Annotated in this window: 18 protein-coding genes and 5 pseudogenes; 15 read left to right on the forward strand and 8 right to left on the reverse strand. The window is 57.1% G+C overall.

Annotated features, from left to right (window positions below):
* On the reverse strand, positions 1–279 hold a 279-nt coding region (locus IU397_RS22470), incomplete at its 3' end, for a transposase (RefSeq protein WP_204417832.1).
* 93 nt (positions 280–372) lie between these two features.
* Positions 373–600: pseudogene (locus IU397_RS22475) on the reverse strand (transposase domain-containing protein); the annotation flags it as partial.
* Between IU397_RS22475 and IU397_RS22480 the strand changes: the two are divergent.
* On the forward strand, positions 573–767 hold the full coding sequence (locus tag IU397_RS22480) for a hypothetical protein (RefSeq protein WP_204417833.1): 195 nt from the start codon (positions 573–575) through the stop codon (positions 765–767). The pseudogene IU397_RS22475 and the gene IU397_RS22480 sit on opposite strands and share 28 nt — an antisense overlap.
* Before the next feature lie 109 nt (positions 768–876).
* On the opposite strand, the pseudogene IU397_RS22485 reads toward IU397_RS22480, so the two are convergent.
* Positions 877–1017: pseudogene (locus IU397_RS22485) on the reverse strand (IS3 family transposase); the annotation flags it as partial.
* A gap of 43 nt (positions 1018–1060) precedes the next feature.
* On the opposite strand from IU397_RS22485, the pseudogene IU397_RS22490 reads away from it, so the two are divergent.
* The 9 genes and pseudogenes from IU397_RS22490 (at position 1061) to IU397_RS22530 (ending at position 8866) form a co-directional block, all read left to right on the forward strand.
* Positions 1061–2423, forward strand: a pseudogene (locus IU397_RS22490) (IS30 family transposase).
* A gap of 36 nt (positions 2424–2459) precedes the next feature.
* Positions 2460–2813, forward strand: a pseudogene (locus tag IU397_RS22495) (integrase core domain-containing protein); the annotation flags it as partial.
* A 118-nt stretch (positions 2814–2931) separates the two neighbouring features.
* Positions 2932–3333: a Fur family transcriptional regulator gene (locus IU397_RS22500; RefSeq protein WP_204417834.1), complete on the forward strand. Its 402-nt coding sequence runs from the start codon at positions 2932–2934 to the stop codon at positions 3331–3333.
* A gap of 124 nt (positions 3334–3457) precedes the next feature.
* Positions 3458–4201: a zinc ABC transporter ATP-binding protein AztA gene (gene aztA, locus IU397_RS22505; protein ID WP_239480007.1), complete on the forward strand. Its 744-nt coding sequence runs from the start codon at positions 3458–3460 to the stop codon at positions 4199–4201.
* On the forward strand, positions 4198–5067 hold the full coding sequence (locus tag IU397_RS22510) for a metal ABC transporter permease (protein ID WP_204417835.1): 870 nt from the start codon (positions 4198–4200) through the stop codon (positions 5065–5067). Before aztA ends, IU397_RS22510 begins: the two co-directional genes overlap by 4 nt.
* 11 nt (positions 5068–5078) lie before the next feature.
* Positions 5079–6062, forward strand: a complete 984-nt coding sequence (locus tag IU397_RS22515) for a metal ABC transporter substrate-binding protein (protein ID WP_204417836.1) — start codon at positions 5079–5081, stop codon at positions 6060–6062.
* 1 nt (position 6063) lies between these two features.
* Positions 6064–7143 (forward strand): GTP-binding protein, encoded by a 1080-nt coding sequence (locus tag IU397_RS22520; RefSeq protein WP_204417837.1) that lies wholly within the window; start codon positions 6064–6066, stop codon positions 7141–7143.
* A 200-nt stretch (positions 7144–7343) separates the two neighbouring features.
* On the forward strand, positions 7344–8003 hold the full coding sequence (locus tag IU397_RS22525) for a DUF1007 family protein (protein ID WP_204417838.1): 660 nt from the start codon (positions 7344–7346) through the stop codon (positions 8001–8003).
* Between the two features lie 47 nt (positions 8004–8050).
* On the forward strand, positions 8051–8866 hold the full coding sequence (locus tag IU397_RS22530) for a nickel/cobalt transporter (RefSeq protein WP_204417840.1): 816 nt from the start codon (positions 8051–8053) through the stop codon (positions 8864–8866).
* Between the two features lie 396 nt (positions 8867–9262).
* On the opposite strand, the gene IU397_RS22535 is transcribed toward IU397_RS22530, so the two are convergent.
* The 4 genes from IU397_RS22535 to IU397_RS22550 all read right to left on the reverse strand — a co-directional run bounded on the left by IU397_RS22535 (position 9263) and on the right by IU397_RS22550 (position 14936).
* Positions 9263–10465, reverse strand: coding sequence for a CaiB/BaiF CoA-transferase family protein (locus IU397_RS22535; RefSeq protein WP_204417842.1), 1203 nt, complete (start codon positions 10463–10465; stop codon positions 9263–9265).
* Positions 10462–11238: an enoyl-CoA hydratase/isomerase family protein gene (locus IU397_RS22540; RefSeq protein ID WP_204417844.1), complete on the reverse strand. Its 777-nt coding sequence runs from the start codon at positions 11236–11238 to the stop codon at positions 10462–10464. Before IU397_RS22540 ends, IU397_RS22535 begins: the two co-directional genes overlap by 4 nt.
* Before the next feature lie 119 nt (positions 11239–11357).
* On the reverse strand, positions 11358–12053 hold the full coding sequence (locus IU397_RS22545) for a GntR family transcriptional regulator (protein WP_204417846.1): 696 nt from the start codon (positions 12051–12053) through the stop codon (positions 11358–11360).
* A gap of 9 nt (positions 12054–12062) precedes the next feature.
* Positions 12063–14936 (reverse strand): FAD-binding and (Fe-S)-binding domain-containing protein, encoded by a 2874-nt coding sequence (locus IU397_RS22550; RefSeq protein ID WP_204417847.1) that lies wholly within the window; start codon positions 14934–14936, stop codon positions 12063–12065.
* Between the two features lie 138 nt (positions 14937–15074).
* Here IU397_RS22550 and IU397_RS22555 point away from each other — a divergent pair, with 138 nt between their 5' ends.
* The 4 genes from IU397_RS22555 (at position 15075) to IU397_RS22570 (ending at position 19206) form a co-directional block, all read left to right on the forward strand.
* Complete coding sequence (locus tag IU397_RS22555; protein ID WP_204417849.1) at positions 15075–16262, forward strand: alanine--glyoxylate aminotransferase family protein; 1188 nt, start codon at positions 15075–15077, stop codon at positions 16260–16262.
* Positions 16263–16296: 34 nt separating this feature from the next.
* Positions 16297–17277, forward strand: a complete 981-nt coding sequence (locus tag IU397_RS22560; protein ID WP_204417851.1) for a TRAP transporter substrate-binding protein — start codon at positions 16297–16299, stop codon at positions 17275–17277.
* 106 nt (positions 17278–17383) lie between these two features.
* On the forward strand, positions 17384–17926 hold the full coding sequence (locus IU397_RS22565) for a TRAP transporter small permease (RefSeq protein ID WP_204417853.1): 543 nt from the start codon (positions 17384–17386) through the stop codon (positions 17924–17926).
* Positions 17926–19206: a TRAP transporter large permease gene (locus IU397_RS22570; RefSeq protein WP_204417855.1), complete on the forward strand. Its 1281-nt coding sequence runs from the start codon at positions 17926–17928 to the stop codon at positions 19204–19206. The genes IU397_RS22565 and IU397_RS22570 overlap by 1 nt, the downstream gene beginning before the upstream one ends.
* Positions 19207–19678: 472 nt before the next feature.
* Here the strand turns inward: IU397_RS22570 and IU397_RS22575 are convergent.
* Positions 19679–19957: pseudogene (locus IU397_RS22575) on the reverse strand (transposase domain-containing protein); the annotation flags it as partial.
* Between the two features lie 457 nt (positions 19958–20414).
* Here IU397_RS22575 and IU397_RS22580 point away from each other — a divergent pair.
* Positions 20415–20927, forward strand: coding sequence for a hypothetical protein (locus tag IU397_RS22580; protein ID WP_239480008.1), 513 nt, complete (start codon positions 20415–20417; stop codon positions 20925–20927).
* Positions 20928–20973 lie beyond the last annotated feature (46 nt).

Raw genomic sequence — 20973 nt, forward strand, 5'->3', positions numbered from 1 at the left:
GTCGAGCGCTCCTTCCAAAAAATCGTTCTCCAGCGTCAGCTGGCCAATCTTCGCATGCAACGATTTGACATCAATTTCAGGTTCTTTCGAGGTCTTCGGTTTGTCATCAAAGACATCCGTCACCCCATCGAGAAGCTGATCCTTCCACTGCTTGATCCGATTGGGAAGAACATCGAACTGTGTCGCCAACTCGCTCATCGTCCTGTCGCCCTTCAAAGCCGCCAACGACACTTTCGCTTTGAATGCAGGGCTGTGGTTCCGTCTGGGCCGTCTTACCATCTTCGCTCCTTCGTCCCGGCACGCTGCCGGATCACGAGCGAAAAATCCACCTAACTCAACTGTTCAGATTTCTCAGGCCATCTCTCGATATACTCAAGCGTGATCTTCAATTCTATGATGCTCATGGTCCGGTCCCCCTGCCAGGCCGTTGTAATTCCAAGGCAGGAGAGCGTCGATATCGGATTGTTTATGGCCTTGCGCGATGGCGGTCAGTGACGCGGCCAGCCCGGCAAAAGACTCAACGCCGTTGAGTTTGCAGGTTTCGATCAGGGAGGCGATGACGGCCCGGTTCTGTGCGCTGGCATCATGCCCGGCGCAGAGTGGGTGAGGGCCAGTTCCGGTTCATTCTGCCCATGTCGGGCAGGTTTCTCGCGTTCATTACCGGTGGCACGCCGATTTCGGATCGGATGTCCGGGTATTTCTCGCGCATCAACGGGGTGACGGGCGATATGTGGCTGTCTGACGTCAGCACCAATGGGACAGTTTAGGTCGATTTGATAAGGGAGGGTTTCTGGCACATCGTAACCACCAAGGAGTGGAGATGAGACAGAAACCCGGAACGCGAAAGAGCAAGGGTGAGAAGGTCGTCAAAGACATTCGACAGATCAGCTCTGCCTTGATTGTCTTGAAGAACGTCTCGACTGCGGAGTTGTCATAGAAGTTGCCCTTGCCTGGCATCGACACCTGGAAGCCGTGCTGGCGCAAGCGCTTTTGATAGTCATGAGCGCAGTATTGGGCGTGTTCAAGCGGTTGTCGCAACGGTACCGAATTGGAGGTTGTGATGACAACCCGCAAACGTGCCTCAGGGCGCAGCACACTGCATGCACCGGGACGGTCTGGGGTGGCGCTTCGGTCCCAACAAATCGTGTTCTGGCAACTGATCAGGCAAGGCGTTTCCAGCGAAGAGGCTGGTATGCAAGCTGGCGCGTCTGCCCCTGTTGGCAGTCGTTGGTTTCGAGAGGCCGGAGGCATGCCACCATCAAAGTTCGCACAGTCATCCCAGCGGCTTTCCGGTCGGTATCTTTGTTTTGCCGAACGCGAAGAGATCGCATTGCATAAGGCACAGGGCCTTGGTGTCTGCGCGATTGCAAGTAAATTGGACGCTCGGCCTCCACCATTTCTCGGGAACTTCGCCGGAATGCCGCGACACGCTCGGGCGGCTTTGAGTATTGCGCGACCACTGCTCAAAGGCATGCCGACCGTGCAGCATGTCAGCCCAAAGCGACAAAACTGGCGCAGAATGAAGCCTTGCGGCAGTATGTCGAAGATCGGCTTTCGGATCTGGTGTCGGACCCAAATGGGAAGATCATAGCTGGTCCGGATGTGCCGTGGACGAAGAGACGGTCTGTGCGTCGGCAACAGCGCAGATGGGCACAGGCTTGGAGCCCAGAACAAATCGCGCGCCGCTTGCCACTGGACTTTCCGGATGACCCCATGATGCGCATCAGTCACGAAGCAATCTATCGGTCCTTGTTCATCAGGGGCGTGGCGCATTACGCCGAGAATTCGTTGCTTGTTTGCGATCTGGACAAGCGCTGCGTGTCCCCCGTGCGCGATGAAAAGGTAAAGGCAAACCATTCGTATCTGATCAGATCATGATCAGCGAGCGCCCCGCCGAAGCAGATGATCGCGCTGTCCCGGGGCATTGGGAAGGTGATCTTATCCTTGGACTGAAGAGCTCGGCGATCGGCACTTTGGTGGAACGTTCAAAGCGCTTCACCCTTCTCCTGCATCTGCCACCGATGCCAGGTCATGGCACCGGGCCGCGCAAAAAGAACGGTCCCGCACTCGCAGGGCACGGAGCTGAAGCTGTTCGAGATGACATCACCAATTCCATTCAAGCTCTCCCCAAGCACCTGTGCAAATCGCTGACACGGGACCAAGGTGCTGAGATGGCGCAACATGAGCAATTGACGGACCACACCGGCCTCTAGGTCTTCTTCTGCGATCCACAAAGCCCCTGGCAACGCGGCAGCAATGAGAACACCAACGGGTTATTGCGCCAGTACTTTCCAAAGGGCACGGATCTCAGCCCCCATGATGAAAGCACTCTCAATGCTGTCGCATACACCTTGAACAACAGGCCCCGAAAAACGCTCGGATGGAAACCGCCCGCAGAGGCGTTGGAAGACGTCCTAACATGAGATATCAATAAACCGTTGCGACAACCCCTTGAAACCGCCCAATACCTGTCCATTCGCTACACCGAGCGCCTGGCAGAGGCGGGGATCGAACCTTCCGTCGGCAGCGTCGGCGACAGTTACGACAATGCCCTGGCCGAGACGATCGATGGACTGTTCAAGGCCGAGGTTATCCACAGGCGTGGTCCATGGCGCAGTCTCGATGCGGTGGAATACGCTACACTCGAAGGGGTCGACTGGTTCAACAACCGCCGATTGCTGGAACCCATCGGAAACATTCCGCCAGCAGAGGCCGAAGTAAACTTCTACGCGGCTCTGGAAAGATCAGACATCGCCGCGCAACCAAGACCAATCAGCCTCCGGAAAACCCAGCGCGGTTCAGTGTCGGCATAATCGCCAAGGTTGATCTTTGCCCTCTTTTGCGACAACACCCCATGTCGTTGTCTTGAGTACTCTTGCGATATGTTATATTGTAACATAATACTCAGGCTGGTCGAGAGAGTGGGAAACTATGAGTGGACGTGGCGAGGTGCTGCAATTGGAGGTGCTGGACATCCTGCGTCAGCGCAATAAGCCAGTGTCTGCCTATGATGTTCTTGGGGAGCTTCGCAAAACGAAAGTAAAAATGGCCCCACAAACGGTCTACCGAGTATTGGCGGCCTTGACAGAATGCGGAAAAATCCACCGCCTGGAGTCTCTCAAAGCCTATGTCAACTGCCAGCATGGCAGCCACCAACACGCCTCGATCCTGTCGATCTGCGATGATTGCGGACGGGTCGAGGAGAGTGTCGCGCCGGACTTGCTCGCTAAACTCTCGAAAGTCACGGGAAAAACCGGGTTCGCAGCACAGCGTCATGTGATTGAGGTCCACGGCCTTTGCGCATCTTGCGGAACCGGGCCAGCGCCAGCATGAATTCAAATGGCAGAACACTGCGACTTCTCCTTGTCGGAGCGGGATCGCGATTGGCCATCGCCACACTGATCGTTGTTGCACTTTGGTTGGGTTTTTTCTGGGCCACCGCCACGCCGGGGGCCCTATGACAACAGCGGTCGCATTTCGTAATCTTACGCTCGGTTATGACCAGCACCCGGCTGTTCATCACCTCGAAACCGAGATTGACCAAGGCAGCCTGACTGCCATCGTCGGCCCCAACGGCGCGGGCAAGTCGACCCTACTCAAGGGCGTAACGGGCGTTTTGGCACCGCTTGAGGGGCGCATTGAAACATCCGGCTTGGGCTATGAGGACATCGCCTATTTGCCGCAGCAATCAGAGATCGACCGCTCGTTTCCGATTTCGGTCATAGATCTCGTGGCCATGGGTCTTTGGCAGGAAATCGGCGCTTTGGGTCAGCTTGGACGAGCAAAGCGGTCTCGTGTCGATGCGGCCATTGCTGCAGTTGGTCTCACCGGCTTTGAACGGCGTCCGATAGCTTCCCTGTCCGGCGGCCAAATGCAGCGCGCTTTGTTCGCCCGGCTATTGCTTCAGGACACCAAACTTGTCCTTCTTGATGAGCCTTTCACGGCAATTGATGCTCAGACAATGGCGGATCTGATCGACTTGATCCATCAATGGCACGGTGAAGGCCGCACAGTGCTTGCTGTGTTGCATGATCAGGACACCGTGAAAGCACATTTCCCGCAAACACTGATGCTTGCACGCGAATTGGTGGCGCATGGGCCCACGGATCGGGTTTTGACATCGGAGAACCAATACCGGGCTCGGCAAATGTGCGAAGCCTGTGCCAGTATTCCGCATGTCTGCGGAAAGAGCGTTGCATGATCTGGGAACTGCTCTTTGCACCGTTCGCTGACTTTGGCTTTATGCGCCGTGCTTTGCTGGGCTGTATCGCAGTTTCGGTTGGCGCCACGCCGGTCGGTGTATTTTTGATGCTCCGGCACATGAGTCTGACGGGTGATGCGATGGCCCACGCCATCCTCCCGGGGGCAGCTATCGGTTACCTGATTTCTGGCCTCTCGTTGGGAGCAATGACAGTTGGCGGATTGATCGCAGGCATGGTTGTGGCCTTGGGCTCCGGCTATGTGGCGCGCGTGACCGCTCTTCGAGAGGATGCCAGCCTTGCCGCCTTCTACCTTATTTCACTGGCTCTAGGCGTGCTGATCGTATCGACCCGCGGCAGCAATGTGGACCTCATGCATGTGCTGTTTGGAACGGTGTTGGCGCTTGATGATGCAGCGCTCATTTTGCTGTGTTCCTTCGCAAGCCTGTCTGTGATCGTCCTTGCCGTCCTGTTCCGGCCCCTCGTGCTGGAATGTGCCGACCCACAGTTCCTGCGGTCTGTCAGCAAGCTAAGCGCGGTTACGCATTTTACCTTTCTTGGCGTCGTCGTCATGAACCTGGTAGCAGGATTCCATGCCCTTGGAACGCTGATGGCCGTTGGGATTATGATCCTGCCAGCAGCTGCGGCCAGGTTCTGGGCCGCCGGGATCGGTGGTTTGATCGCCGGTGCCGCTGCCATCGCCGTGATATCCAGCATGGTCGGTCTGCTATTGTCATTCCACTACAGCCTGCCATCCGGCCCCGCGATCATCCTTGTCGCCGGGATCATCTACGCCGTGTCCCTCATCTTTGGTTCGGTCGGGGGCCTGATCGCGCGGACCCGACCACGTCGTCACTTCGAAACTTGAAAGGTAACTTCATGCCGGCTCGCCGTTCACTCCTCAGGTCCGCCAGCGCCCTAGTCGCTGCCACTTTGATATTGCCGACGGCTGCATGGGCTGATGAACCCACACCTGTCATCGCGACATTCTCGATTTTGGGAGACATAGTGGAACGCATCGGCGGGGATCATGTGACCGTGACAACTTTGGTCGGGCGCAATGGAGACGCCCATGTCTATCAACCGACCCCGCAGGCCGCGCGTGCTGTGAGTGAGGCTGATATTCTATTCATGAACGGTCTGGAATTCGAAGGTTGGTTGGAGCGTTTGTCAGAAGCCGCGGCCTTTGATGGGTCCCTTGTCGTGGCCACGAAAGGGATTGAGCCTATCGCCTTTGAAGAGCACGACGATCATGATGATCACGGGGAGGAGCACGCAGAGCATGGCAACGACCATGGCGATCGCGAGGACGAACATGCCGGTCACGACCATGGGGCGTTTGATCCGCATGCCTGGCTCAGCCCAAAGCTTGCCGTGACCTATGCCGATAATATCACAGCAGCCTTGGCGCAGGCTGACCCGGAGCATGCAGCGATCTTCTATGAAAACCGCGCGGGTTTTGTGGCCGAGCTCGAAGCACTTGATGCAGAGATAAATGCCATGATGACGGCGTTGCCCGAGGAGCGGCGCATCGTCGTGACCTCTCACGACGCCTTTCAATACTTCGCACGCGACTACGGTCTGACATTCGAGGCGCCGCAGGGGTTGAGTACCGATTCGGAAGCCTCCGCACAGGATGTCGCACAACTTATTGAACAAATGAGAGAGCAGAATATTTCCGCCGTCTTCGTCGAGAATATCGCCGATTCTCGCTTGTTAGAGCAGATCGCGAACGAGACCGGGGCGACACTTGGCGGCACCCTCTATCCCGGCGCGCTTTCTGAACCGGATGGACCGGCTGCGACTTACCTGGACCTGATGCGCCACAACGCGACCACATTGTCACAGGCACTCGGGTCCTAAGATGACTGATCAACGTGTCCCGGTGACCCTGCTGACCGGCTTTTTAGGAGCGGGTAAGACGACGCTGCTGAATGCAGTGCTGTCGGACAGTGCCGCAGGACGCGCGGCGGTCATCGTGAATGAGTTTGGCGAGGCGGGTCTTGACCATCAGTTGATCGCAGAAAGCAGTGACGAGGTGATTCTGATGCGCTCCGGCTGCCTGTGCTGTTCGGTGCGTGGCGAGCTCGCCCAAACGATGGCGCAGCTTTTGGAGCGCAGGGATAAAGGCGACCTTACATTTGAGCGTGTCGTGATCGAAACCACCGGGCTTGCTGACCCGGGCCCGATTTTACAGACGCTTTTGGTCGATCCCTTCCTGGCGCACCGGACCCGCATGGATGGGATCGTAACGGTTGCGGACGCGTCCAATGGACCTGCCACGCTGGATGCGCAGTTCGAGGCCGTGTCCCAGACGGCCATGGCGGATGTGATCGTATTGAGCAAAACTGACCTTGTGGCACCTCCTGAAGTGGCGGCTTTTGAGGCGCGCCTCAGATCGCTCAATCCCGGTATCCGTATTCTTCACTCCGTGCGCGGAGACGGTATCTCCGGGCAGATCTGGGGACTCAGCGCTTTACGACCGAGCGCGGCCAAACAGGACGTCCTGACCTGGACAACCGGACCGGAAACGCCAAAGGACCCTCTTGCCAACTTATCCGGATTGTCGCCGTCCAAACCTGTCAGCATCAATGCAGCACCAGTGCATGACGCACGCATCAGTACTGAATCTATCGTTTTGGACGAGCCAATCCCTGATGACGTGTTTGATCAATGGCTGGATACTTTGATCAAACTCCGGGGTCCCGACATTCTTCGGGTCAAAGGGATCGTCTTTCTGGAAGGGATCGAAGCTCCCTTTGTGTTCCACGGCGTGCAGCACATTTTCGACCCACCGGTACCACTCAAGACCTGGCCAAACGACGACAGGACAAGCCGTATTGTCGTTATTGCACGCGATTTGCTCAAAGGTGAATTGCAACGCAGCCTCAACCTGCTGCGGCCCACTTCCATGCTTCTGGTTTCTGCCGCCAACGCAAGGTGATCCAATGACCGACACGCGTCGTCCAATTGCAGTCATCGTTAACAATCTGTCCGAAGAAATATCGACGCTGATCGGGTGCGCGCTGACATGAAACTATCCCGCACCAAGAATGCCGGATCGGGGGGCAGCGCCCGACCCATTTCCGGTGGGTATCGCGTGAAAGACGCGGCATGAGGCAACGGATCAAAAGGGGGACCGGCGTGCTGGAACGGACGCCCTGGCACATTTTGGCCGTTTTCGGCGCGTTTGCACTCTTCATCCCTCCACTTCAGGCGCATCCCCATGTCTTCGTCGATGGCGGCGTCGATTTTGTCGTAAGCGACGAAAAAACCCTCGAAGCTTTGCAGGTGACGTGGCTCTACGATGAGTTTGAAACCCTCTACCTGCTGTCCTCCTATGGCATGTCCCTAAACGCGGAAGGTGGGCTTGATGAGGAGGATCGATTAAAACTTGTTCGTCTCAAAAGCGACTGGCCCAGCGATTTCGACGGATCGGCCCATCTCTCCATCGCTGGTGAACCTGTCAGGCTTGATTGGCCCGTCGGCTTGGACGTGCACTTGATCAACGGACGCCTGCAACTGACCTTTTCAAGGCACCTTGAAACGCCGATCAATCTGAACCGCTCTCCAGCCGAGGTGGCATTCTACGAATCCACCTATTTCTTCGCATTCAAGGTTGCTAATTTACCGCAACTCATCGGGGATATAGACAACTGTACCGCACAGGTGATCCCCTTCGATCCCGATGCCAAAGACACCGCCTTGCAAGCAGTTTTGGCGAAACTCAGCCGGGAAGAAACACCAAGCAATCAGAACGTCGGCGCCCTGTTCGCCGACAGGATCATGGTGCAATGCGGATAGCGCTTTTCGTTTGTCTTGCGGCCGCGGCGGCTGTGGTTTTGTATGTGATGTCCGACCTGAGCGGTCTAGCCACATGGGCCACCGATCAGCAGCGCGGTTTTCAAAAGCAGATGGCCGGGGCTGTCCGGGCCTTGAAGGCCGGCGAACCCGGCGCCTACGTCACTTTGCTCAGCGCCACCGCGGCTTACGGGTTCGTTCATGCATTGGGACCGGGACACGGAAAATACCTCGTCGGTGGGGTCGGATTGGGAACATCCGTTTCGACACTACGCCTCATGACGATTGCCGGAATATCGAGTCTCACTCAGGCACTATGGGCGGTTGTGCTGGTCTATGGCGGGTTCTGGTTGATTGAGGCATCGGCGAGCCAACTGACGTCATTGGCAAACGACATCCTCGCCCCGGCAAGTTATCTGGCGATCGCCTGCGTCGGACTGACCCTTATTTGGCGAGGTGCGCGATCGCTCAAAAGAAAGTCGTCCCACCACCATCATCATGCCGAATGTGGCTGTCATTCCCATGGCCCAACGCCGGATCAGGTCGCGCGGGCCGGATCTTTCCGCGACTCGCTTGTTCTCGTGCTCAGCATCGCAGTTCGCCCCTGCACGGGTGCAATTTTTCTTCTCGTCATTGCCTGGCAGATGGACATTCAAATGGCTGGGGCAGCGGCTGTTCTTATCATGGGCCTTGGCACCGCCGTGCTCACCAGTTTGGTCGCAGTGTCCAGTATCGCCGCCCGCAGCGTTGCGTTCGCATCATCCACCTCGTTCAGCGGGCAGCACATCGCATTACCCGCTTTGCAGATTTTCGCAGGCGCCCTGATTTCTGTAGTTAGCATAGGGTTGCTTGGCCTCGTGCCTTAAGACGATGGATGACACGGGTTTCGATGCCAACTGCTTTGGTCGTAGCCGCATCGTTTATACCCTCAACCATCTCTGTCTGATGGTGAGCGGTTGCGTCGAACTGGGTTTGGAGGCCGGAGCGGCAACAGAACACCGATGCCGCTGGCCCACCAAATTCTCTTCTTTGATCGACCGTGTCTCTACATAAATCAAATCTTGATTAATTGCTGGGGTGGTTCTCGCTTCTGGTGGCAATTTTCAAGAGGGTGAGCGCTGCCGTTGCAGGGGCCTATACTCCAGCCCTATTCTGAAAAATGCCGACAGACACTCCAATTTCAGCAGATGATTCCAACTTGTCTTATCTGGACAAAAATTGCCGGGCTCAACTGCCACGCACGCCATCAACAAAGGCTCTTGTCAGGCAACAAGCAGGACACCTTTTTCTTGCAAAGACGCAATTTTAGCATCGTCATAGCCATATTCCGCCAGGACTTCCGGCCCGTGTTGACCAAGGGTCGGCGCAGGACGTGTGACGGCCCCCGGGGTTTCGCTGAACTTAATTGGCGATCCGAGCGCTTTGACATGCCCGGCTATCGGATGTTCGGTCTCAACGATCATTTGTCGCGCCATTGCCTGCGGATCACGGTGCATTTCGCAAATGTCCATCACGGGCCCTGCTGGCAGACCGGCGGCCTCCATGCGGGCTAACCAGTCCTCTGTGTCGCGGGATTGCAGATGAGACTCGAGAATGGGGACAAGATCATGAAGGTTATTGATCCGGTCATGATTTGACCCGAACCGTGAATCATTGTCCAATGCTTGCGCCTCGATCACATCCAAAAGCCGCAGCCAATTACGCTGGTTGGCGGCACCAATATTGATCCATCCGTCACGAGTGCGGAAAGATTGATAAGGGGCGTTCAATGGATGAGCCGAACCAACAGCTTGGGGCGCCCGCCCTGTCGCAAAGGCGATGGCGGATTGCCAATAGGTCAGGGAAATACCGGCCTCGAAAAGCGAAGTGTCGACCATCTGGCCCTGTCCGGTGGCCTGTGCATGGGAATAGGCCGCCGTGCATCCAAGCGCGGCCAGGAAGCCAGCAGTGATATCGGCGATCGGGGCACCAGGTTTCACGGGAGGACGCCCCGGGCCTTCGCCGGTGATGGACATCAGCCCCGACATGCCCTGCGCGATCAGATCAAAGCCACCACGTTCGGCGTATGGCCCGGTGCGGCCAAAGCCGGAGACCGCGCAATAGACCAGCCTTGGATTGCGTTCGCGCAGGGTGTCGTAGCCCAGTCCAAGTCGCTCCATCGTGTCATGACGGTAGTTCTCGATGACTACATCTGCACCGTCCAGCAACACCCGCAGCACCTTGATCGCGTCAGGATCCTTTAGGTTCAGCGCGATCCCGCGCTTGTTGCGGTTCATCATCATGAAGGCAGCACTTTCGCCCATGATGTCGGGGGGCACAAAACGGCGGCTGTCATCGCCATCGGGCTTTTCGACCTTGATGACATCGGCGCCCATGTCAGCCAACATCATGCCGCAGGCCGGACCCGCCATGATGTGGGCCAATTCGATCACTCTCATTCCGGTCAGCGGGCCTTGTCTGGTCATGTCCCGCTCCACTCTGGTTTGGCCTTGGCAAGGAACGCCTCAAGCCCGTGCTTGAAATCTTGGCTCATGTAGCAAAGCGACACGAGGTCACGGTCGTCTACTGCGATGGCTTCGCGGTTGCGCCGCATGGCTTCTTTTGTCGCGCGTAATGTCAATGGCGCCATGCTCGCCAGATGCTCCGCCAGGTCTTTGGCACGCGCAAGCAACGCCACTTCATCCGGCAACACGTCTGCGACCAACCCGATTGCCGACGCCTCCTCGGCACCCATGAGACGGGCGGTGAAGATCATCTCGCGCACCCGGCTTGCGCCCATGAGTTCGCTCAGCCGCGCAAGGTTTCCGGCATTCAGACAATTTCCCAGAGTACGCGCGATAGGGAAACCGAATTTCAACTGTGCGCTGCTGATCCGAATGTCACAGCTTGCCGCAATTGACGCCCCGCCACCGGTGCAGGCTCCGTGAAGCGCCGCAATGGTGGGTACCGGACAAGTCTCTACTGCGGTCAGCACGCTGGTGATCTGTTCCTCATAATCCCAAGCATCCTGTTCAGTTTTAAAGGCGCGAAACTGGGTCATGTCGGTCCCCGCCGCAAAGGCTTTGCCGCCCGCTCCGGTGATCACCATCACCCGGACAGAGCCATCGGTGGGCATGGTGCCGCAGAGGCTTGCCAACTCTTCATACATGGCAAACGTCATCGCATTGCGCGCCTCTGGCCGGTTGAAAGTGACCCAAAGCGTCTGGCCGCGCAGCTCGGATAAGATGTCGTTGGTCATCGTTCAAATTCCTTTGGGACGTGATCCGCCATGGGTACAATTTCACTTGGGCGACAAGATCATGGCGCCTTTTCAAGCAAGATATCTGTGGAACTGATGGTCAAGCCATGCCTTGGCAATCAAGACAGGGTTCGGCTTTCAGCACTATCTTCAGACGCCAAGTCGAGCGCCTTGATGTGGGCCGCGAACTTATTCATCATATGAGTCTTCATCAGCTGACCCAGGCCGGTCACGTCCCGGTCACGCAGCTTTTCCATCATCTGCTCATGTTCCTGGATCGCCTCGGCCCATCGTTCCTCGGACAAGTTGACCATGAACCGTGCCCGCCGCACACGAACCGCCAGCATACGGTGATGGGACTCAAGCAACTCGTTCTTTGCCCCGTCGATCAGGGCATTGTGAATGTCTTGATTGGCCTGGAAATATGTTTTGCGGTCCCGTGCTTTATAGGCTTTGACCATGGCATCGTGGCGCTTTTCGATACGGGCAATCTCGGCGTCGTTTAGATTTTGACACGCGAGTTCACCGGCCAGTTGTTCCAGCATGGCGATGACCGGGAACGTGTCTTCCAGCTCTTTGCGAGTGACGCGGGCAACGCGGGCTCCGCGATTGGCCTGCAACACTACCAGCCCTTCGGATGCCAGAACTTTGAGCGCTTCGCGCAGAGGCGTTCGGGACACCCCAAAGGACTCACACAATTCTTTTTCCGGTACCTTCTCACCAGGCTTGAGCGCATCTTCGACCACTAGGTTGCGTAGACGTTCCACCAGTTCTTCATGCAGGGTCGGGCGTTTGATGGTTTCCGGCAGATTCATATAGATATCCTATCCATCAAGGACCCTCTCCAGCAAGCGCGCAACATGAATAGCGCGGCGCGGTGTACCATCTGCGATCTGGTGGCGACAGGATGTTCCATCCGCAACAATAATCGCATTTTCGGGTGCGGCATCAAGCGCAGGGAAAAGATCGAGATTTGCCATTTGCAGCGAAACATCAATGGTGTCAGGCGCATATCCGAATGCGCCTGCCATACCGCAACAACTGCTTTCGATGAAACTGACCTGTGCGCCGGGGATGCGTTTCAGAAGATCAAGCATTGGTGTCACCGCGTCTTGAGCCTTTTGATGACAATGGCCGTGAACATAGATCGGGTGCTCGAGCGCTGTCAGCGGCAGTTTGGGTAAGGTGACCAGGAATTCCTCGAATGTATGGGTCGCCTGCGCCAAAGCTTCGGCCTCTGCCCCCGGGCAAAGGGCAAGAAATTCGTCACGAAACGTCAGGATCGAAGAGGGTTCCAGCCCAATGACCGGCACGCCTTTCGCAACTGCGGGCCGGGTGGCTTCGATCACCCGCTGTGCCTCTGATCGGGCCTCCTCGACGCAGCCAACCGCCAGCAATGTGCGCCCGCATTCCAGCGCAATGCCGGAGCCGTCCTGTGCAACAGCCACCCGCAACCCGGCAGCCCGCAGAACCCGCAAGGCGGCACGCAGGTTTTCCGGCTCGAAATAGCGGTTAAATACATCGGCAAATATCAAGACTTGCGGATCTGTATCTTGCGCTTCGTCATCGCGAAACGGGTTAGAAGACCAAACGGGAATATCACGTTTATGCGACACGCCCGTCAGCCTTTCAGACAGCTTGCGCACCAGCCTGATCTGGTTGCGCAGGTTCATCAGCCAGGCTAGTTTGGATGCCTTGGGTGCATAGCGTGGAAGGTATCCCACCAGCTTCTCGGCGATCGTGAGACCATTCTCGCGCCGTCGCGCCGCCAGCACCTCGATCTTCATACGCGCCATGTCAACGCCGGTCGGGCATTCCCGGCGGCACCCTTTGCATGAAACACAATATTTCATCGTGTCGGCCATGGCGTCGGAGGTCAGGCCACCGGGCATCTGGCCACTGATCGCAAAGCGCAGTGTGTTGGCCCGCCCGCGCGTGGCATCACGTTCGTTACGCGTGGCCCGGAACGACGGGCACATGACGCCGCCCTTCAGCTTGCGACAGGCGCCGTTGTTGTTGCACATCTCAACCGCACCCTGAAACCCGCCTGCAGCGCCGGGCCACGCTGACCAGTCAAGCGCAGTTTCAAAGTCCGGTACGGTGTAGTTTGGCCCGTACCGAAACACGCGGCGGTCATCCATCGCAGGAGCATGCACAATCTTACCGGGGTTCATCAGCCCAGTGGGATCAAAGCGCGCCTTCACTTCTTCAAAGGCCGAAACGATACGTGGGCCGAACATCTTTTCGTGAAATTCCGAGCGCACAATCCCGTCGCCGTGTTCTCCGGAATGCGAACCCTTGTAGTACTTGACCAGATCGAAACATTCTTCGGCAATGGCGCGCATGGTTTTCACGTCTTGATCCTGACGCATGTTCAGAACAGGGCGCACGTGCAAACAACCGACAGAGGCATGCGCGTACCAGGTGCCTTTCGTACCGTAGCGTGAAAAAATGTCGGTCAGGCCCTTTGTGTATTCGGCCAGATCGGGCAAGGCCACGGCGCAATCCTCAACGAATGAGATCGGCTTGCCCGCCTGCTTCATGGACATCATCACGTTCAGACCTGATTTCCGATACTCCGCAATGGCCCCTTGCAGGGCGTCATCAGATACCGGCACCACGCCGCCCCACCGGTCGCCTGTACCTTTGAAGTCAAGCCCTAGATCGCCCATAAGCTGCGACAGCTGCACCAGTTTTGCCGCATTGGCCTCGGCGCTACCCTCGGCAAACTCCACCAGCAACAAAGCGGCGGGGTCGGGTTCGACAAAGGCTTCGATCGTGTTGCGGAAAAGCGGGATGTCGCGCCCAAGCGCAATCATCGTGTCGTCGATCAATTCCACCGCAAGCGGGTTTAGCGTGACCAGATGCTGGGCGGCATCCATAGCTGCATAAAACGTTGGGAAATGGCAGACACCTGTCACCTTTTCACCCGGAAGATGGGCCAGGCTGAGTTCCAGTTCGGTGAAGTAGGCCAGTGTACCTTCGGACCCGACCAGCAGATGCGCCATGTTCACATCGTTACCGGTCAGCGCGTCGATGTTATAGCCACCGACGCGGCGCTGCACCTTGGGAAACTGCGCATCGATCTCGGCTGCCTCGCGCTGACCAAGGGCGCGCATATCTGCCACCAGGTCAGCATAGGGCCCCGGTTCGGGATCCGCGCCGTTAAACCGCGCCTTGCTGCCGTCCGGCAAAATGGCCGAAATTGCACGAATATTGTCGCGCATGATGCCATAGCGGAGGGACTTACCCCCCGATGAATTGTTGGCCGCCATCCCGCCCAAGGTACAGCGCGACGCGGTCGACGGATCAACCGGGAACCACAAACCATGGGATTTCAGAGCGCGGTTCAATTCGTCCAGAACCAGACCGGGCTCAACCCGGGCAGTCAAATTTTTCGTGTCGACATCCAGAATTCGGTTCAGGTGGTGCGTGTTGTCTAGCACCACTGCGCGGTTCACGGTCTGACCACATTGCGATGTGCCACCTCCACGCGGCAGCACCGGTGTTTCCTCGTCGCGGGCGATGCTCATGGCCGCCTCGATGTCATGCACAGAACGCGGCACAACCACCGCCTCGGGGATCATCTGATAGATGGACGCATCGGTCGCATAGCGCCCGCGCGCCGCGGGATCCGCCATGACATCGCCAGAAATGGCTGCGTTCAAGCGGTTTGAGAGACCGGAGTTTTCACGCATAAGCCAGCAAATGTCCTCCCCCGACGCAAGCTTGCCATGACCCCAAAAAATTGGGTTGACTGAATTATGAATTCATAATTACGTTTTGACAACTGCTAATCGCGCCCTCGAAAGGCGCCTGTGGGAGGATCAGATTCGATGCGTCAGGCAGGCCGACACTTTTTGCAAATTCCCGGCCCAAGCGCCGTTCCCGATCGCATTCTGAGCGCGATTGGGCAGCAAACGATTGATCATCGCGGACCGGATTTTGCTGCGGTGGGCAAGAAGGCACTGGACGGCATGAAGACCATCTTCAAGACCGAGCAGCATGTCTTTATCTTCCCATCCTCCGGAACGGGTGCGTGGGAGGCCGCATTGGTCAACACCATGTCATCAGGCGACAAGGTGTTGATGTTTGAGACCGGGCACTTTGCGACCCTTTGGAACAAGATGGCGCGCAAAATCGGGCTTGAACCAGAGTTTCTGCAAGGCGATTGGCGCGGTGGTGCAGAGCCGGACCGGATTGAGGCGCGGTTGCGCGAAGACAAAAATCACGAGATCAAAGCGGTCTGTGTGGTGCATAATGAGACATCCACGGGATCGGTTTCGCCTATTGCCGACGTGCGCAGGGCAATTGACGCGGCGGGGCATCCCGCCCTGTTGATGGTCGACACAATCTCGGGCCTGGCTTCGATCGACTTTCGGTTTGATGAATGGGGCGTCGATGTTTGTGTCTCGGGTTCGCAAAAGGGCTTAATGCTGCCGCCCGGGCTCAGCTTTAACGCGGTGAGTGAAAAGGCGATGCAACACGCAAAATCCGTGACCATGCCGCGCAGCTACTGGGACTGGCACGATATGGTCGGCCCAAATGAGACTGGCTATTTTCCTTACACCCCGGGCACCAATCTGCTGTATGGATTGAACGAAGCAATCGACATGCTGCATGAGGAAGGGCTGGACAACGTCTTTGCCCGGCACGCGCGCCACGGTGCTGCCACCCGGGCCGCCGTGCGCGCCTGGGGGCTTGAGGTTCTTTGCGCACGGCAAGGGCAGGAGTCGGGCGTGCTAACTGCGGTGCTTGTACCACAGGGCCATTCGGCAGATGCGTTTCGCGCAAACACGTTGAAACACTATGACATTTCGCTTGGTAATGGCCTGTCCAAGGTTGCTGACAAGGTCTTCCGCATTGGGCATCTGGGTGATTTCAACGATCTGATGCTGATGGCCACGCTATCAGGTGTCGAGATGGGTCTGGCCAAGGCTGGCATCCCGCATCAGTCGGGCGGCGCTCAAACCGCGATGGAGCATCTCAAAGACACAACAAAGGAGCGGCACGCCGCAGAATAACGCCCCGGGAGGGGGCGCAAAGGGAGGAAAATCAATGAAACTTAAAGCAACTATTCTGGCCAGTGTGGCCGCGATTGCCATGCCACTTGCGGCAACAGCGGCGGATATCACACTTCGCTTCGGTCATGTCGGCAACCCTGGCTCGCTATTCGAGGCGTCGGCCAATGCCTTCGCGGAATGTGCCAATGGTAAGCTGGGCGATCAGGCCGAGGTGCAAACTTTTGGCGCGAGCCAGTTGGGCAAAGACCGCGAGCTTTTGCAAAAGTTGAAGCTGGGCCAGGTCGATTTCTCATTGCCCTCATCAGTGATGTCGTCCGTGGCACCGGAGTTCGGGGTGTTTGAAATGCCGTACATTGTTCAGGACCGTGAACACATGCGCCGCATCCAGGCCGAGATGGGAGATGTCTTCCAAGAGGCCGCCTTGAGCGAGGGATACCGGATCATCGGGTATTTCGAGAACGGTTTTCGGCATATCACCAACAACACTCGTGCAATCGATACGCCCGAGGATCTGCAGGGTATCAAACTACGCACGCCAAACGGCGAGTGGCGCGTGAAGATGTTCCAACTTTATGGCGCGAACCCAACGCCGATGGCCTTTTCGGAAGTGTTCACCGCCCTTCAGACCAAAGTGATCGACGGCCAGGAAAATCCCTATGCGCAAATCGCATCGGCGAAATTCCAGGAAGTGCAGGAATACCTGTCGATCACCGGCCACGTTTACACACCCGGTTACGTTCTAGTTTCCGAAAACAACTGGCAGAAACTGCCTGAGGATGTGCGCGCGGGTCTCGAAGCATGCGGTACCGAGACTCAGGACTTCGTCTACGAACATGCTGCCAACCTGGAAGCTGAGCTTTTGCAGGTGATCAAAGACGCGGGTGTCAAAGTCAACGAGGCCGACAAACAGGCCTTCATTGATGCCTCGGCCCCGATCTACGAAGAGTTCGCTAATACTGTAGAAGGGGGAGCGGAATTGATCGAGCGGATCCAAAACCTCGCTTCGGGATCGTGATTTTCGCGACGCGGAGGGCAAACCGCTGCCTTCCGCGCATCTGTAACAGGACATCACAGCAGTTTCTCAGGAGACCGGCGGGCATCGTGTCCGGCGAGGGACAAATATGCTCAACACGCTTCAGAAATTCTTTGAGATCGTTCTCGAATATTTCGTGATCCTGCTGATGGTTGTCTTGACCGTCATCGTAATCGTCGCCGTTCTCTATCGCCTGACGGGGTCCAGCCTGTCTTGGTACGATGAGGTGGCAGCGATCCTGCTGGCCTGGATTACCTATTACGGATCGGCACTGGCGGTATTGCGGCGGCGTCACATCGGATTTGACAGCGTGCTGCTAGCAATGCCCAGTCAAACGCGCATGATTGCGATGATCGTGGCAGAGATGATCACTGCGGGATTTTTCATCCTATTGGCGTGGGCCGGGTTCACCGTCATGGCCATCCTTGGCGGCATGTCGCTTGTCTCGCTCACATGGATGCCCGTCAGCGTCACGCAATCGGTCATTCCGCTTGGTGCGCTTCTTTTTGTGATCTGTCAGTTGCTCAGCCTGCCCGACTATTGGCGCAAGACGTCGCAGGGCGTGTCATTAGAATATGCCGAAATCGAAGAAGAGGTCGAAACCGAGATGAAGAAAGCGGGGAACGCCTGATGCTGATGCTGGGTATCTTTGTTGCCATGGTTGCGATGATCTGTCTGAACGTACCGATTGCCGTGGCGCTCGCAGTGTCCGCCATCATTGGCCTTTTGGTTTTGGAAGGCACCGGATCTCTCGTGAATGTCGCATTGGACATGTATAGCGGCGCCACCAAGTTTTCCCTGATCGCCATCCCGATGTTTGTTCTGGCCGGGGCCATCATGAATGCAGGTGGCATAACAGACCGGCTGATCAACTTTGTCGCCGCCTTGATCGGATTCATCCGAGGCGGGCTTGCACATGTGAATATTGGTGTGTCGCTCTTTTTCGCCGAAATCTCGGGTTCGGCGGTGGCCGACGTGGCTGCAATGGGGTCGGTGATGATCCCACAAATGAAAAAGCGCGGCTACTCGGCAGCGCTGTCTGCGGCGGTCACGTCATCATCCGCGTCGCTGGCGATCATCATCCCGCCATCGATCCCGATGATCCTCTATGCAACATCGGCCAATGTTTCGGTCGAGCAGCTTTTCGTCGCGGGCGTGGTGCCTGGTTTGATGGGGGCTGCGGGATTGATGGGCGTAGCCTATTATTTCGCGCGTCGCTACGATCTCCCGCGTGAGGAAGCCTTTTCAGGCCGTCGGTTGTGGGTCGCTTTTGTCGACGCTTTGCCCACCTTTGCCCTGCCGGTGATCATTTTAGGCGGAATCTTTGGCGGTTACGTGACTGCGACAGAGGCCGCCGGTCTTGCTGTGCTGGCCGCTATTGTCATCAGCTTGTGGTATCGACAGGTTGATCTCAAGCACCTGCAACGCTCCATGCTGGACGGTGGTATGCAGACGGCTGTTGTCATGCTGCTTGTCGCGGCCTCGGTTGTGATGGGAGGCTTCCTGACCCGAGCGCAATATCCGCAAGAGCTAGCCGCAGGCATCCTCAGCATCACAGAAAACAAGTGGCTGGTCCTGTTGATCCTGAACTTCTTCTTCCTGATCATCGGTTTCTTCCTGCACTCGGCTGCCGCGATTATCCTTGTGGTTCCCATTGTGATCCCGCTGATCAACGCAGTGGGGATCAACCCGGTCCACTTCGGCCTTGTTGTCACGCTGAATCTGGCCATCGGCCAACAGACACCGCCTGTCGCAAGCGTGCTTATTACGGCCTGTGCTGTGGCCCGGGCGAACATCTGGGATGTGACTAAAGTGAATATCTATTTCATTGCGGTTCTGCTGACGGTGCTTTTGATGTGCACCTACATCCCGTCGATCCCGCTCTTCCTTGTGGATTACTTTTATGGCTAACGCTTCCGGCCGATCGTGTTGCTGGGGTTAGAATGGGGCAGTAGCAGGTGGCGTCTGATCTGCCTTTACGGGGCCTATGCAAGACAGGCAGGAATATCCGGATCCGGGGCTCGCGCGCGTGCAGTTCTCTGAACTGATGTGAATCCCGCCATCCGAACAGCATATCGGCTCGCGGCGTCATCAAGGCCACATTCTGAAGCCTGGCACATGTCCGATCAAAGACTACGCCGATGAACCGAAGATCATGACTTCCAAACAGCGGATATCTAAAACCGGCTTGGCATACGTCATGCTGTCGGACCCCCCCCGGGCAGGCATCCCCCGCATAAATTCAATTCGATCACTTCTTCGCCCGCTGTGCAGCCATAGAATACCACGCTATTCATGGCACCACCCAGAGCGGCGTCGCGGGTCGCCCGCGTCCCATATTCGGTAAGCGTTTCGCTGGTCCCCCTGCCGGGCCGTTGTAATTTCAAGGCAGGAGAGCGTCGATATCGGATTGTTTATGGCTTTGCGCGATGGCGGTCAGCGACGCGGCCAGCCAGGCAGAAAGCTCAACGCCGTTGAGTTTGCAGGTTTTGATCAGGGAGGCGATGTTATCAATACAAGCGGTCTGGATCTGAACGACCTCTCGCTTGAGATCGTGTCCGAAGATGGCACAGCCGAAAGTGTTCGGATCGATCTGGATGGCGCGGTTCTGTGCGCCGGCATCATGCCCGGCGCAGAGTGGGTTTTTGCGATTGAGGGCCAGTTCCGGTTCATTCTGGTCATGTCGGGCAGGTTTCTCGCCTTCATTACCGGTGACACGCTTATTTCGGATCGGATGCGCGGGTATTTCTCGCGTATCAACGGGGTGACGGGCGATATGTGGCTTTGGAGCGTGATCATGGTGTAGCGATCATGGCGCCAGCCTGGGTTCTCGCTGCTGCGATATGTTCAACTTTGAGCCTGGGCGATCCTCTAGTGTCTACTGCCGCACTTGACGATCTTCATAGGGTTCTCGGGTCGTTGGGACTCCGGCGAACCTTTGTCGGTGAAGAACCGACACAGGAGGCCGAGCATGATCCCGGAACGAACGCCCCCAGCACAGCTACCACTGCCCTTCCTGCCCAATCCGATTGTGCACATGACGCAGGAGGAACGGGCGTCTACATTGAGCGCCCTGGCGCAGCTTCTGCTTTCGGCTGCGAGAACGAAGGAGATGAGCGATGAGCATTGATCATGGCCCCGTTCTTACGCCCATACTGCTGCAGCGCCGGGCCATCATCTATGTGCGTCAGTCGACCCAGACCCAGGTCATGATGAACCTAGAAAGCCAGCGTCGCCAGTACGACCTGGTCGAGGCTGCAAGATCGAAAGCGAGGCGAGGCGACTTGTGGTATACGCCACCCATTGGCTCTCTGTGGGACCGCAATGCCGGCGTTCTCCTCGACCCCGATCTTCGGATCCAGGATCTTGGTAGCGCGCGGCAGATCCTGCCCGCCATTGCAGAGGAAGGCATCCACTTTCCGCGGCCCTCCGATGGAGTTCGGCTGACATCCTTCGAGTGGCGGCCTATCCGCGATCGCAATGTGATCAGCGTGCTGAAGGACATATTCTACGCAGGTGTTTACGCCTCCGGTAAGATCGGACGAAAGATCCAGATTGAACCGTGCCGGGTTTGCCGGAGGCTGATTTGTCTTATTTACGCGGCCATGTCTGATCTTTGCCGAGCTGCGTAGAAGTTTGCCTCGGCCTCTGCTGGCGGGATATTCCCGATGGGTTCCA

The organism is Actibacterium sp. 188UL27-1, assembly GCF_016901225.1.
In the GTDB taxonomy this organism is placed as follows: Bacteria; Pseudomonadota; Alphaproteobacteria; order Rhodobacterales; family Rhodobacteraceae; genus 188UL27-1.